Here is a 12737-nt window from a genome sequence, read left to right on the forward strand (position 1 = left end):
CTTACACCATATCAAAGCTGCTTCACGCCCGAAGTCAAAAACGGCATAATTGGCAAGCAACTCATGACTTTGACATCTTCCCAAACGGAACTTTCATTGCCTAAAAATGCTAAAATGGTTTCAATATCACGATTTTTAAAAATGGTAGCGAAAATATCTTTTCCTGCCATTTTTTCGGATAAAATCACTTCTAGCAATGTTCTGTCGTACCATTGAAACATCTTGTCGCGAAACGTTACTCTTGGATTTGGATGTTTTCCTTTTTTAAGTAGATGGATAATGTTTTCGGTATGTTTTTGCACAAATTGAAACGTATATCCACTACTCGCTTTCGTAAATCCGCCCGCCGTTCCTAGATTGATGATGTTTTTTTCGTTGGGAACTTTTCTAGAGAATTTCGCCAATGACATGGGAATGATTCCAAATTCAGTGTGTTGAATTTCGTACTCATCAATGTGTAAATAGTCTTTGATATACGATTTAAGTGCTGTTTTGTATTGTTCTTTCTCCAATACTTTTTTTGTGAATAAGGTATATTCTACCAACGCTTCGGTTTCGCTCGTTGGCAACACATACATAAAGGTGTCTCCGTGTTCTTGTGACAATCGGAAGTCCATCAAACGTCCGACTTTAGCATCAAAAACGGGCTTTTTTGCGTTGATTACCCAGCCTTCAAAATGTTGCAATAAGGAATTTTGCGTGTCCATTTTCGGATAAAACAAAGAGGTAGAATTGAACACGTACGTTGCGTTATATTCAGCGTTTTCAGTAGCCACACGCGCTTCTCCATCTACGGAAGTGATAGAACTTATGGCTTCATGAACAAAAGTTACATTTTCATGTTTCTTAGCGAAATCCAACACAAAGTTATAAAAGTCAATACCTTGAATCATTTTATAACGATAGTTTTCCATAGCATATTGACGCTGAAAATCATCTGATAGAAACTCCAAGGTTTTCCATTGATGGGTAACAATTTCTTCAAACAAACCTTCGCCTTTTTCCCAAAAACACCAGGTTCGATCGTTTTTATTTTTTTGCGATTTGTCTATGACTAAAATTTGCTTCTGACGCAAGTCGTTGTCGTTCAGCATTCGATACAACAAACTTAATCCCGCACAACCAGCTCCTGCAATAATGTAGTCATATTTCATGTAGAAAATATTGTTTTTTTGTCATTCCTGCGCAGGCAGGAATCCATTGTGTTTCGAAAGTGGATTCCGCAACGTACTGAATCAAGTTCAGCACATGAGTGCGGAATGACAAATTAATTCATTGCAAAAATACGGAATTCTACCCTAGAACGGAACTTCGTTATCATCTGGATTGAAATCGTCATCGTTCATCGAGCTTCCAAACGCTTCGTCCGCGCTTGGCAGATTGTCGGTTCTGAACGTGTCGTCATTGGCTGCGTCGTTCATTTTGGAATGGAATTCAAACGGCGAATCAAAAGTTTCCAAGTTATCAAACTTACCTAAGTGTCCTAAGAATTTGAGTCGAATGTTGTCCAAACCACCATTTCTGTGTTTTGCCACGATGAATTCTGCCTGACCTTCCGTTGGTGAACGTTCTTCATCATCCCATTCTTCAATTTTGTAGTATTCTGGACGATAGATGAATGATACAATATCCGCATCCTGCTCAATCGCTCCCGATTCACGTAAGTCAGACAGCAACGGACGCTTGCTTCCTCCACGCGTTTCCACCGCACGCGATAACTGCGATAAGGCAATCACAGGCACATTCAATTCTTTTGCCAACGCTTTTAGGTTACGCGAAATGGTTGAAATTTCCTGTTCACGGTTTCCTCCTTTTTGACTTCCACCGGCAGTCATTAACTGCAAGTAGTCAATCATAATCATTTTGATGCCATGTTGCGATGCCAAACGACGCGCTTTTGCTCGCAAGTCAAAAATGGACAACGACGGTGTATCGTCAATAAATAACGGTGCTTTTTCGAGCCCTTTTACTTTTACGTTCAATTGTTCCCACTCATGTTTGGCTAGTTTTCCTGTACGTAATTTTTCGGAAGATAAGCCTGTTTCCGAAGATATTAAACGCGTAATTAACTGTACCGAAGCCATCTCCAATGAGAAGAAAGCTACGGGAATATTTTGGTCTACCGCAATGTTTCTTGCCATCGACAAGGTCAACGCCGTTTTACCCATACCTGGACGTGCCGCTACAATGATTAAGTCACTTGGTTGCCATCCTGAGGTTAGTTTGTCTAATTGTGTAAATCCTGTTGGAATTCCGCTTAACCCTTCTTTGTTGGAGATTTCCTCAATTTTCTTTTTTGCCTGAATTACTAAGCTTTGTGCTGTTTCTGACGATTTTTTAATGTTTCCTTGTGTCACTTCATACAAACGCGATTCGGCTTTGTCTAACAATGAAAAAACATCGGTGGTTTCATCGTAGGCATCTTCAATAATTTCATTGGAGATTTTAATCAAACTACGTTGAATGAATTTTTGCAGAATGATACGTGCGTGAAATTCAATATGCGCCGAAGACGAAACTTTCTGCGTAAGCGAGATTAGGTAAAAATCGCCACCGACAACTTCTAACTTTGCGTTTTTGCGAAGTTGCGCTGAAACCGTTAACAAGTCAATCGGCTCTGAGTTTTCAAAGAGTTGAAAGATAGCTTCATATACCAGCTTATTGGCTTCTTTGTAAAAAGCTTCTGGACTCAGAATATCAATTACCTCATCCACACCTTTTTTGTCGATCATCATAGCACCAAGCACTACTTCTTCTAAATCGACCGCTTGTGGTGGTAATTTTCCTCTTTCGAGACTTATCAGGTTACTTTTATCAGTTTTATATGATTGTTTAGGGTTTACATTTTCCATGACAGCGAAAGTAAAAAATACTTTTACTTTGGGGTTTTTATTTGCAACTAGAATCTCAACAAATTTATTGTTGATAAGTTATTTTTTTTGTTGATAAGCGGAAAAAAAATCCGAAGTCTTCACTTCGGATTTTTTCATGTTCCTATGTTATATAGGTTTATCCTTTAAATTCACCCATTTTAGAATATTTCTCCATGCGTGAACTTACCAAATCCTCTTGTGATAAGTTTTTTAATTTGTCATAATTAGCAACAATGGCATCACGAACAGCAATAAATGTATTTTCATGATCTCTGTGTGCGCCGCCTACTGGTTCGTTGATAATTTCATCAATTACCTTGATTTTCATCGCGTCTGTTGCGGTAAGTTTTAAGGCTTCTGCTGCTTTTTCTTTGTGTTCCCAACTTCTCCATAAAATAGATGAACAGTTTTCTGGAGAAATTACCGAATACCAAGAGTTTTCAAGCATTAATACGGTATCTCCAACGCCAATTCCCAAAGCGCCACCAGAAGCTCCTTCACCAATAATTACAGTGATAATTGGCACTTTTAAACGTGTCATTTCTAAAATATTACGTGCAATGGCTTCTCCTTGTCCGCGCTCTTCAGCTTCCAATCCTGGATAGGCGCCTGGAGTATCAATTAAGGTGACTACAGGAATTCCGAATTTTTCCGCAGATTTCATCAAGCGTAAGGCTTTGCGATATCCTTCTGGATTTGCCATTCCGAAGTTTCGGTACTGACGTGTTTTGGTATTTTTTCCTTTTTGTTGACCAATAAACATATACGATTGATCGCCAATTTTCCCCAATCCGCCAATCATGGCTTTGTCATCTTTTACATTTCTGTCGCCGTGCAATTCTAAAAACGTATCACCGCAAATCGCGTTGATATAATCTAGCGTGTACGGTCTGTTAGGATGACGTGATAATTGCACTCGTTGCCAAGGCGTAAGGTTTTTATAGATATCTTTTTTAGTGGCTGCCAATTTTTTTTCGATTTGCTGGCAGGTTTCAGTCACATCAATTTCACTTTCATGACCAATAGCCACACATTTCGTTAGCTGATCTTCTAATTCTTTTATAGGCAGCTCAAAATCTAAATATTCCATGCTTTTGAGGGTATGTTTCGTTGTTTCAGTTTACAAATATAAAACTTTAATTTAGGAAATATCAATGCCACTTAGGGATTTTCGTTTTCGACGATTTTTTAAAATTCCATTAGCTAGTACGGTGGCTATGACTAAGAGGCTTCCGTAGTAAAATCCGGCACTCATTTTTTCGTCTATCGGAAATAGTATCAACGCTAATACAATTCCGTAAATAATTTCTAAATTATAGGTCAACACTACTGTGTACGGACTGATATAGCGCATGATGTGTGTAGACGCAATAAACGCATACGCCGTACAGACAGACGCGAGAATGAATAAATATATCCAATCTTTTTGTGTTAGGTTAAAGAAATCTTCTTTCATAAAACCATCTGCGGAAAACGCTAAATAGATAGAAATAAAAGCAACGCCGCAAATAAATTCATAAAACGAAATCGTAGCAGCATTGTGACGTTCTACAAATTTACCATTCAACACTGAAAATAATGCAGAAAGAAAGGCTGACGACATTCCTAGAAGGATTCCGTTGATGTATTTGAATTCTGTATTTAGAATGATAGAAACGCCCATGATCACAATAATTCCAAAGATGATTTCATACCATACGATTTTGCGTTTATAAACAATTGGCTCTATAAAAGAAGCAAAAAACGCTCCTGTAGAAAACATGACAAGCGTTATAGAAACGTTGGACACATCTATGGCGCCGAAAAACGTTATCCAATGCAATGCGACAATAATTCCCGCCAAGGCAAATTTAAAAAACGTTTTGAGCGTTATTTTTAGTCTAATTTTAGACAGTTTGATAAAAACTAACATCAATACGCCAGCGATGAGCATGCGAAACCACACTAAAGGAATCGCCGAAATCGTGATTAATTTTCCTAGAATCGCTGTAAAACCTGCAATAAAAACGAGCAAGTGTAAGTGCAAATAGTTTTTGAGTTTATCGCCTAGCATTGTACAGTAAATAGAAGGCTAACACACCAAATACAATATTAGGAACCCAAACCGCTAACATTGGCGAGAATCCTGATTTTTCTGCCATCGTACCAAATATTTTATCAAAAAAGATATAGATAAACGCAATAGCGATTCCGAAAGCAAGGTTTACGCCCATTCCACCTCTTCGTTTCATAGATGATACTGCAACCGCAATGATGGTGAGTATGAATGCCGTTATTGGCAAGCTCCAACGTTTGTATTTTACGAGTAAATGTTTGCTCACATTCGGCGAACCTGATTGTCGTTCTTTTTCAATGAACTTGTTCAATTCTTGATAGTTCAATGTTTCTGCCATGTAGGTGACTGGCGTTAAATCTTCTACGTCAAATGGAAAAATGGTATCTACTTTACGCTCACTAATCAAGCTATCGTTCATAGCACCTACAATACGTTTTTTGTAACCACGCATGGTATAGGTACTATCTTCTTCGTTGAATTTTAACGAACGAGCTTCTATTTTGTATTCTAATTTGTTGTCTTCAAAATGCTCCAACGTGAAAAAATCGCCGCGTTTGCTTTCAAAATTAAAGGCTTTTAGGTAGATAAAATCGTTATTTGTGATTTGCTTGTAGATTTCACTATTGTCACGCAGTTCTTTTCGTCCTTTTTTGATGTATTCAAATCGGAACTCGTTAAAACCTTTACTGGCATTGGGAACAATGTACATTCCCATCACAAAAGCAACAATCGCAACTACCGAAGCCGCTATTAAAAACGGACGCAAAAAACGCAAGTAGGAAACTCCCGAACTTAATATGGCAATGATTTCGGTGTCGTTTGCCATTTTGGACGTAAACCAAATCACCGAAAGGAATAAAAATATAGGAAATAAGAGATTGGCAAAGTACAGTACAAAATTGAAATAATATTTTACAATTTCGTCCGCAGGCGCTTCTGAAGCTAACATTTTGTCGATATTTTCAGAGATATCTACCATGATTCCAATTGGAATAAACAGCAGCAACATCACGGAAAACGTGAGCAAATATTTTTTTATAATGTACCAATCAAGTATTTTCATCTGTTCAGTTTATAGACGTTTGTCCATTTGTTTGACCATTTTGTTTTTCCACTCATAAAAATCTCCCGCTAATATATGTTTTCTAGCTTCGCGAACCAACCAAAGATAAAATCCTAAGTTATGAATGGTGGCAATTTGTTTTCCGAGTAATTCATTTACCGTGAATAAATGACGCACATAGGCTTTTGAGTATTCCAAATCGACATAAGTAATGCCCATTTCGTCAATTGGCGAAAAGTCATCTGCCCATTTTTTATTTTTGATGTTGATGGTTCCGTGTGCGGTGAATAGCATTCCGTTTCTGGCGTTACGCGTTGGCATGACACAATCGAACATATCCACGCCAAGTGCAATGTTTTCTAAGATATTGATAGGAGTTCCAACGCCCATTAAGTAGCGTGGTTTGTCTTCTGGAAGAATTTCACATACGACATCGGTCATGGCGTACATTTCTTCGGCAGGTTCTCCAACGGACAATCCGCCAATGGCATTTCCTTCAGCTTCGCGCGAAGCGATAAATTCAGCCGATTGTTTACGCAAATCTTTATACGTACTTCCTTGAACAATTGGAAAAAATGCTTGACGGTAATCGTATTTAAAAGGTGTTTTTTCTAAATGTGCTAAACAGCGATCGAGCCAGCGATGCGTCATGTGCATGGAGCGTTTTGCATAACGATAATCGCAGGGATACGGTGTACATTCGTCAAACGCCATGATAATGTCTGCACCAATTGTACGTTGAATTTCAATGACATTTTCTGGCGTAAAGAAATGATACGAACCATCGATATGCGATTTGAATTTGACACCTTCTTCCTTAATTTTTCGATTCGCAGAAAGTGAATAGACTTGATAGCCACCAGAATCTGTCAAAATATTGCGATCCCAATTGATGAATTTGTGCAATCCGCCCGCTTTTTCGAGAATTTCTGTTTGTGGGCGTAAGTATAAATGATAGGTATTTCCTAAAATAATATCAGGATTGATATCTTCTTTCAGTTCGCGTTGATGAACACCTTTTACTGTTCCAACCGTTCCCACAGGCATAAAAATTGGGGTTTCAATCGTTCCGTGATCGGTCGTCAATACGCCTGCTCTCGCCTTACTTTGTGGGTCTTTTCCTTTTAAATCAAATTTCATGTATGCATAACTCTTGCCGAATGATGATTACGAGTTACTTCTGGCGAACGCCAACACAACTACAAAACTATACACATAGCGGCATTATCAGTTGGCAAATATAGGTAAGATTGTGCGATGATTTTGCTAATCAAATATTAAAATTAGAGATTCACGTAAAATTGATTAAAATGAAAGTAAAACAAAAAGCTTATTCAATATCTTTAATTAATTTGTTGGGATTTTGTCTAGTATCAAATATTGTAATTATTTCAATTTCATTTAATTCATTTGATACTCTATAATAAAAAGTATTTTGTTTTGTAACTACACATTTATATAGTCCTTTATATTCATTTGATTGTGGACAACTAGTAGGTAAATTTGAAATTTGTTTGATTTTTTCAGAAAACTTTTCTAAAAATTTGTTTCTTGTTTTAGCATTCCATTCCTCCAGAAGGTAATCGGATAGTTTTAAAAGTTTTTTCTCAGCAAGCTCTGATAAATAAACTTTCATCTAAGAAATCTTTTTTAGAAATTCATCATAAGCAATTCGTTTTCCTTCTTCAAGCTGTTGAATTCCTTCTTTGATTTCATTTTGTTGGGAAGGACTTAATTCATCCCAAAAATCTACTTTTTCTTTATCAACAAAATCTGCTATTTTTTGAATAAATTCATTGTTCTCAATAGCAAGTATTGTTTTTACTAATTCGATTTTCGTTGATTGAATGTCCATAATCTTATAATTATAGTATCAAAAATACAAAAAATGCACTTCACTTCTTTTATCTTTTTCCTTATCCACAAAAATTCGTTAATAAAAGCCTGCTAAGTTGCTTTGTTTGCGCCGTTTTATGACTTACTTTTGATTCTTTAAAAAAACTACTAACACATACACAATGTCTGATAACAAATCGTTAGAAAATTTAGTGACTCAAGTACGCAGAGATATCTTGAGAATGGTACATAAAGTGAATTCTGGACATCCAGGAGGTTCGCTCGGTTGTGCTGAATTTTTAGTTACCCTTTACAACGACATCATGAAACTGAACGACGGTTTCGATATGGATGGCAAAAACGAAGATGTATTCTTTTTATCAAACGGTCATATTTCACCTGTAATTTACAGTGTGTTGGCGCGTAGAGGTTATTTTCCTGTAGAAGAATTAAACACGTTTCGCTTGTTAGATTCGCGCTTGCAAGGACATCCAACTACGCATGAAGGTTTGCCAGGCATCCGAATTGCTTCAGGTTCGTTGGGACAAGGAATGTCGGTCGCTATTGGAACTGCCTTGACCAAAAAGTTAAACGGCGATGACCATTTGGTGTATTCATTACACGGAGATGGTGAATTGCAAGAAGGTCAAGTGTGGGAAGCTGCTATGTACGCCGCAGGAAACAACGTCGATAATTATATTGCAACAATTGATTACAATCAAAAACAAATTGACGGTGCTACTGACGATGTATTGCCTTTAGGTTCGTTGACTGCAAAGTTTGAAGCCTTTGGTTGGGACGTTTTAGAAATTACTGACGGAAACAACATTCAAGCGATTAAAGACGGTATGGCGGAAGCTAAAGCTAGAACAGGAAAAGGCAAACCAGTTTGTGTATTGTTACACACAGAAATGGGGAATGGCGTTGATTTTATGATGCACACACATGCTTGGCACGGAAAAGCACCAAATGACGAACAATTGGAATCTGCTTTAGCGCAAAATCCAGAAACTTTAGGGGATTATTAGGATGAAGCAGTTTTTATATATAGTTGTTTTTTTAACTGGCTCGCTCCTTTTTGCACAGGAAACGTTTACGGCAAATTTTGATTATGAAGTTAGCTATGAAATTCCTAATGGCATGAAGGGAAAAGATACACTTACCATAGCATTTGATAAGACGGGACGCTACGTGTGGACAGATTTTAAGAAATTATTTGATAGGTTTTCTATTATGCTTCCACAAGAGAACAACCTTATGACCAAAGATATGGTATTAGATGTCATTTATGATTCTAAAACAACAAAAGTATATATGAATCTGAATAGTGACAATTTTTCTTTTTTTATAAAGATGAACCTAACTGCTTTTTTGCCAGGTAGAGTCAATCCTGCTCCTTTTAAGGAATCTTTTAGTTTACTTAGTGAAAAATCTGAAGATAAAGCTACACTGTTAAACAAAGAATATCCAGTTTACAAAGTGTATCCTGATAACTTGCCTGAAGAAAAAAACAAAATTAGTTTAGTTTTCGCTGAAGAGTACCCAATTGATAATGATGAATTATTAAGAGCACTTTTTGATTTAATGATAGATGACGAAAATGATGGAAAGATTACAACTAATTTCCCAAAAGGAGTTATTTTACAATTGTCAGGATCAGGTCCACAAAACGAAGTCATTTTAAAAGCTATCAGCATCAAGAAAATTTCAAGAACTATTACAATTAACAACACACTAGAAATAAAAGAATGAAAAAATATACCAACACAGGAAGTAAAGATACACGCTCAGGATTCGGAGACGGATTGACAGAGCTTGGAAAGACAAACCCAAATGTAGTAGCACTTTGTGCCGATTTAACTGGCTCGCTAAAGATGGATGACTTTAAAAATAATCATCCAGAGCGCTTTTTTCAGATTGGAATTGCAGAAGCAAACATGATTGGCATTGCCGCAGGAATGACCATCGGTGGAAAGATTCCATTCACAGGAACGTTTGCCAACTTTTCTACGGGACGTGTGTACGATCAAATTCGTCAATCAGTGGCATATTCTGATAAGAATGTGAAAATTTGTGCATCGCATGCGGGAATTACGTTAGGAGAAGATGGCGCTACGCATCAAATTTTAGAAGACATAGGCTTGATGAAAATGTTGCCAGGTATGACCGTCATTAATACGTGCGATTACAATCAGACGAAAGCGGCTACCTTAGCAATTGCTGCACATCACGGGCCAGTATATTTGCGTTTCGGGCGTCCGAAAGTAGCAAATTTCACTCCAGAGAATCAAAAGTTTGAAATTGGAAAAGCAGTGCAATTAACGGAAGGAACTGATGTAACTATCATCGCAACGGGACATTTGGTTTGGGAAGCGTTGCAAGCAGCTGAAACGTTGGAAGCAGCTGGCATTTCTGCGGAAGTGATTAACATTCACACCATAAAACCATTAGACGAGGAAGCGATTTTAAATTCGGTAGCAAAAACAGGTTGTGTCGTAACGGCAGAAGAGCATAATTTCTTGGGCGGATTGGGCGAAAGCGTTGCTAGAACATTGGCATTACACCAACCAACTCCTCAAGAATTTGTAGCGACGAATGACACTTTTGGAGAATCGGGAACGCCTGCGCAATTGATGGAAAAGTACGGTTTAAATGCAGCAGCTATTGTAAAAGCTTCACAGAAAGTTATCGCAAGAAAATAATACTTTCTGAAAAAAATCGTTTGTATTTGTATAACATTAAACATTAACATCATGAAAAACAACCTATTATGTTTACTATTATTCTTTGCTTCAATGAGTTGCTTTGCGCAGTTTGGAGTAAAAGCAGGATTGAATTTCAGTTCAAACGGAGAATTGCGTGAAATTGCGACTGCTGGAGAAAATATCATTGAAGATAGCGGAGACGCGAAAATTGGTTATCACATTGGTGCCTATTACGATATCAATTTTAGTAAATTATACTTGCGTCCAGAAGTTGTATACACAAAAACGCAAAGCGAATACGGTTCTAACAATTACGACATGTCTAAAATTGATGTGCCTGTATTGTTAGGTTTAAAAATCATTGGACCGTTGAGTGTTTTTGCTGGACCTGCATTTCAATATACCTTAGACAACGGTTTTGATGATGTGACCATTTCAGATGTTGAAAATGATTTTACGGTCGGATTCAATTTTGGAGCTGCTGTAAAATTTGGAAACATTGGATTGGACGTTCGTTACGAAAGAGGTTTTACTGAGAATGAAGCTAGTATTTTAGATTCTAACAATGTTCGCATCGGAACGTTGGATTCTCGCCCAAGCCAGTTGATTTTTAGTTTGTCTTTACGATTGTAAAAAATCTTCTTTATAAAAATAGAAAAGCACTTCTTTTTACGGAAGTGCTTTTCTATTTTATACTATTTCGTGATTACTTAATTCGCATCTAAATAATCTGGAATTCCGTCACCATCTGTATCTGTTAAAACTACCGTTCTGATTGTGGTCACTCCTTCACTATTTGTATCTCGCGTTTTAATGATTTCATTTGCTGCATAGGTTGGTTCTGCATCTCCAGGATTGAGCGTGTACGTATTTTGAACGATTTCGTTAACGGTTGGTGTTCCGTCGCCGTCATCGTCAGAATCTCTAAAGTTTGGAAAACCATCGCCATCTGTATCATCGTCAGACACATCTTTATCATTGTCTAAATCTTCCATTGACGTTAACAATCCGTCCAATTCAGTATCTAAAAACTCAACATCAAAAATGTTAAATGAGAAGATTAATGGTGAATATTCTGGAATGCCAGGTTCAAACAAGTTGAAATATCCCATTCCTGATGGCATAAAAACGGCGCCTATCCCTCCGTTTCTCGGTTGCAAGAAGCCATCTTCATCTTCTACAAAACCTTCTGCAGTTTTAAATTCTGGAATTCCCAATTGGAAACCTCTAACCGTACTAGAACCAGCACTTACCAGCGGAATTTGGAATCGTGTCAAACGCAAGTCAAATGTTGACAAATCTAACAATTGCCCGTGATACACCAAACCAACAGCGTCAAAATTTGAAAATGACTTACCGCCACCTTCACGCACTTTTAAGATGTAATATTTATATTCAACATCGAAGTACGTTGTGGTGCGCTCTTCAACCTGATTGATTAACGGAATTTTGTCTGCATTTACGCCTGCAATTGTGTCAAAAACAATTCGCACATCATCATTAGCAGGACTTTCAGGATTTGTCAAATCAAAATCCTCATAATTGTAAAAGTGCGTGCTAAGAAATTCCAGCAAAGCTGCTTGGTCTTCAATTTGCTGTTCGCCTCTATCGCGTAATTCCGCAAATGTGACTGGATCATCATCTCTTTTACACGCTAAAACAGCTACTATAGCAACTATTGTTACAAATGTAAATTTTACAAACTTCATCATTGTTTTTTAAATTTTGGGGTGCAAGATACAATTTTATCCTACTTTTGTATATTCTTTAACGCAGTTTTTAGAGATTTTGTATGAGGATAGATAAATACTTATGGTGTGTGCGTTATTACAAGACACGAAATATAGCAACAACAGCTTGTAAAAAGGGACATGTTAAGGTAAATGGTGCTACAGTAAAGCCATCAAGAGAAGTGTATGCAACGGATAAAATTGAGGTTCGAAAAGATCAAATAACGCGTCATTTAACCGTGTTAGACATTCCGCCGAGTCGCGTTGGCGCTAAGTTAGTTGATATTTATCGTGTGGATACGACTCCGAAAGAAAATTTTGATCATTTAGAATTGTTAAAACACGCTAAAGACCATTATCGCAAACAAGGAACGGGAAGACCTACTAAAAAGGATCGCCGTGAAATTGATGAATATCTCGATGATAGTTTTGACCATGATGAAAGTTATTCTTAATTTTACTCGATAAACCGAG

Annotated in this window: 14 protein-coding genes; 5 read left to right on the forward strand and 9 right to left on the reverse strand. The window is 37.3% G+C overall.

Features of this window, described 5'->3' with window-relative positions; genetic code table 11:
- Positions 1 to 11: 11 nt before the first annotated feature.
- From C8N46_RS16050 to C8N46_RS16085, 8 genes are all read right to left on the reverse strand, one after another.
- Positions 12 to 1154, reverse strand: a complete 1143-nt coding sequence (locus C8N46_RS16050; RefSeq protein ID WP_108115941.1) for a lycopene cyclase family protein — start codon at positions 1152 to 1154, stop codon at positions 12 to 14.
- A gap of 144 nt (positions 1155 to 1298) precedes the next feature.
- Positions 1299 to 2852, reverse strand: coding sequence for a replicative DNA helicase (gene dnaB, locus C8N46_RS16055; protein ID WP_108115942.1), 1554 nt, complete (start codon positions 2850 to 2852; stop codon positions 1299 to 1301).
- A gap of 157 nt (positions 2853 to 3009) precedes the next feature.
- Positions 3010 to 3963 carry an acetyl-CoA carboxylase carboxyltransferase subunit alpha gene (locus C8N46_RS16060; protein ID WP_108115943.1) on the reverse strand — a complete coding sequence of 318 codons (954 nt, stop codon included), beginning with the start codon at positions 3961 to 3963 and terminating at the stop codon, positions 3010 to 3012.
- A 51-nt stretch (positions 3964 to 4014) separates the two neighbouring features.
- Positions 4015 to 4926, reverse strand: a complete 912-nt coding sequence (locus C8N46_RS16065; protein WP_108115944.1) for a DMT family transporter — start codon at positions 4924 to 4926, stop codon at positions 4015 to 4017.
- Positions 4913 to 5992 carry an LptF/LptG family permease gene (locus C8N46_RS16070; protein WP_108115945.1) on the reverse strand — a complete coding sequence of 360 codons (1080 nt, stop codon included), beginning with the start codon at positions 5990 to 5992 and terminating at the stop codon, positions 4913 to 4915. Before C8N46_RS16070 ends, C8N46_RS16065 begins: the two co-directional genes overlap by 14 nt.
- A 9-nt stretch (positions 5993 to 6001) precedes the next feature.
- A complete protein-coding gene (gene tgt, locus C8N46_RS16075; protein WP_108115946.1) occupies positions 6002 to 7132 on the reverse strand; it encodes a tRNA guanosine(34) transglycosylase Tgt in 1131 nt (376 codons plus the stop codon).
- A gap of 190 nt (positions 7133 to 7322) precedes the next feature.
- Positions 7323 to 7628, reverse strand: coding sequence for a type II toxin-antitoxin system RelE/ParE family toxin (locus C8N46_RS16080; RefSeq protein WP_108115947.1), 306 nt, complete (start codon positions 7626 to 7628; stop codon positions 7323 to 7325).
- On the reverse strand, positions 7629 to 7847 hold the full coding sequence (locus C8N46_RS16085) for a hypothetical protein (protein ID WP_108115948.1): 219 nt from the start codon (positions 7845 to 7847) through the stop codon (positions 7629 to 7631).
- A gap of 163 nt (positions 7848 to 8010) precedes the next feature.
- On the opposite strand from C8N46_RS16085, the gene C8N46_RS16090 reads away from it, so the two are divergent.
- The 4 genes from C8N46_RS16090 to C8N46_RS16105 are packed head-to-tail and all read left to right on the forward strand — an operon-like array spanning position 8011 to position 11166.
- A complete protein-coding gene (locus C8N46_RS16090; protein ID WP_108115949.1) occupies positions 8011 to 8856 on the forward strand; it encodes a transketolase in 846 nt (281 codons plus the stop codon).
- 1 nt (position 8857) lies between these two features.
- A complete protein-coding gene (locus C8N46_RS16095; protein WP_108115950.1) occupies positions 8858 to 9580 on the forward strand; it encodes a hypothetical protein in 723 nt (240 codons plus the stop codon).
- The gene (locus C8N46_RS16100; protein ID WP_108115951.1) at positions 9577 to 10530 is read left to right on the forward strand and encodes a transketolase family protein; all 954 of its coding nucleotides are present in this window, start codon (positions 9577 to 9579) and stop codon (positions 10528 to 10530) included. The genes C8N46_RS16095 and C8N46_RS16100 overlap by 4 nt, the downstream gene beginning before the upstream one ends.
- Positions 10531 to 10581: 51 nt before the next feature.
- Complete coding sequence (locus tag C8N46_RS16105) at positions 10582 to 11166, forward strand: outer membrane beta-barrel protein (protein ID WP_108115952.1); 585 nt, start codon at positions 10582 to 10584, stop codon at positions 11164 to 11166.
- Positions 11167 to 11243: 77 nt separating this feature from the next.
- On the opposite strand, the gene C8N46_RS16110 is transcribed toward C8N46_RS16105, so the two are convergent.
- Entirely contained in the window at positions 11244 to 12245 is a 1002-nt protein-coding gene (locus tag C8N46_RS16110) for an FKBP-type peptidyl-prolyl cis-trans isomerase (protein ID WP_146169848.1), read from the reverse strand.
- Between the two features lie 80 nt (positions 12246 to 12325).
- Between C8N46_RS16110 and C8N46_RS16115 the strand changes: the two genes are divergently transcribed.
- Entirely contained in the window at positions 12326 to 12718 is a 393-nt protein-coding gene (locus C8N46_RS16115; RefSeq protein WP_108115954.1) for an RNA-binding S4 domain-containing protein, read from the forward strand.
- The last annotated feature ends 19 nt before the right edge of the window (positions 12719 to 12737 follow it).

The sequence above is a fragment of the Kordia periserrulae genome, assembly GCF_003054265.1.
Classification (GTDB): Bacteria; Bacteroidota; Bacteroidia; order Flavobacteriales; family Flavobacteriaceae; genus Kordia; species Kordia periserrulae.

Excerpts from the sequence above, each read along its gene's own strand:
- C8N46_RS16100 (WP_108115951.1), top strand. The coding sequence starts at position 9,577 with ATGAAAAAATATACCAACACAGGAAGTAAAGATACACGCTCAGGATTC.
- C8N46_RS16095 (WP_108115950.1), top strand. The coding sequence starts at position 8,858 with ATGAAGCAGTTTTTATATATAGTTGTTTTTTTAACTGGCTCGCTCCTT.
- dnaB (WP_108115942.1), bottom strand. The coding sequence starts at position 2,852 with ATGGAAAATGTAAACCCTAAACAATCATATAAAACTGATAAAAGTAAC.
- C8N46_RS16050 (WP_108115941.1), bottom strand. The coding sequence starts at position 1,154 with ATGAAATATGACTACATTATTGCAGGAGCTGGTTGTGCGGGATTAAGT.
- C8N46_RS16080 (WP_108115947.1), bottom strand. The coding sequence starts at position 7,628 with ATGAAAGTTTATTTATCAGAGCTTGCTGAGAAAAAACTTTTAAAACTA.
- C8N46_RS16065 (WP_108115944.1), bottom strand. The coding sequence starts at position 4,926 with ATGCTAGGCGATAAACTCAAAAACTATTTGCACTTACACTTGCTCGTT.
- C8N46_RS16060 (WP_108115943.1), bottom strand. The coding sequence starts at position 3,963 with ATGGAATATTTAGATTTTGAGCTGCCTATAAAAGAATTAGAAGATCAG.
- C8N46_RS16115 (WP_108115954.1), top strand. The coding sequence starts at position 12,326 with ATGAGGATAGATAAATACTTATGGTGTGTGCGTTATTACAAGACACGA.
- C8N46_RS16105 (WP_108115952.1), top strand. The coding sequence starts at position 10,582 with ATGAAAAACAACCTATTATGTTTACTATTATTCTTTGCTTCAATGAGT.
- C8N46_RS16085 (WP_108115948.1), bottom strand. The coding sequence starts at position 7,847 with ATGGACATTCAATCAACGAAAATCGAATTAGTAAAAACAATACTTGCT.
- tgt (WP_108115946.1), bottom strand. The coding sequence starts at position 7,132 with ATGAAATTTGATTTAAAAGGAAAAGACCCACAAAGTAAGGCGAGAGCA.
- C8N46_RS16090 (WP_108115949.1), top strand. The coding sequence starts at position 8,011 with ATGTCTGATAACAAATCGTTAGAAAATTTAGTGACTCAAGTACGCAGA.
- C8N46_RS16110 (WP_146169848.1), bottom strand. The coding sequence starts at position 12,245 with ATGATGAAGTTTGTAAAATTTACATTTGTAACAATAGTTGCTATAGTA.
- C8N46_RS16070 (WP_108115945.1), bottom strand. The coding sequence starts at position 5,992 with ATGAAAATACTTGATTGGTACATTATAAAAAAATATTTGCTCACGTTT.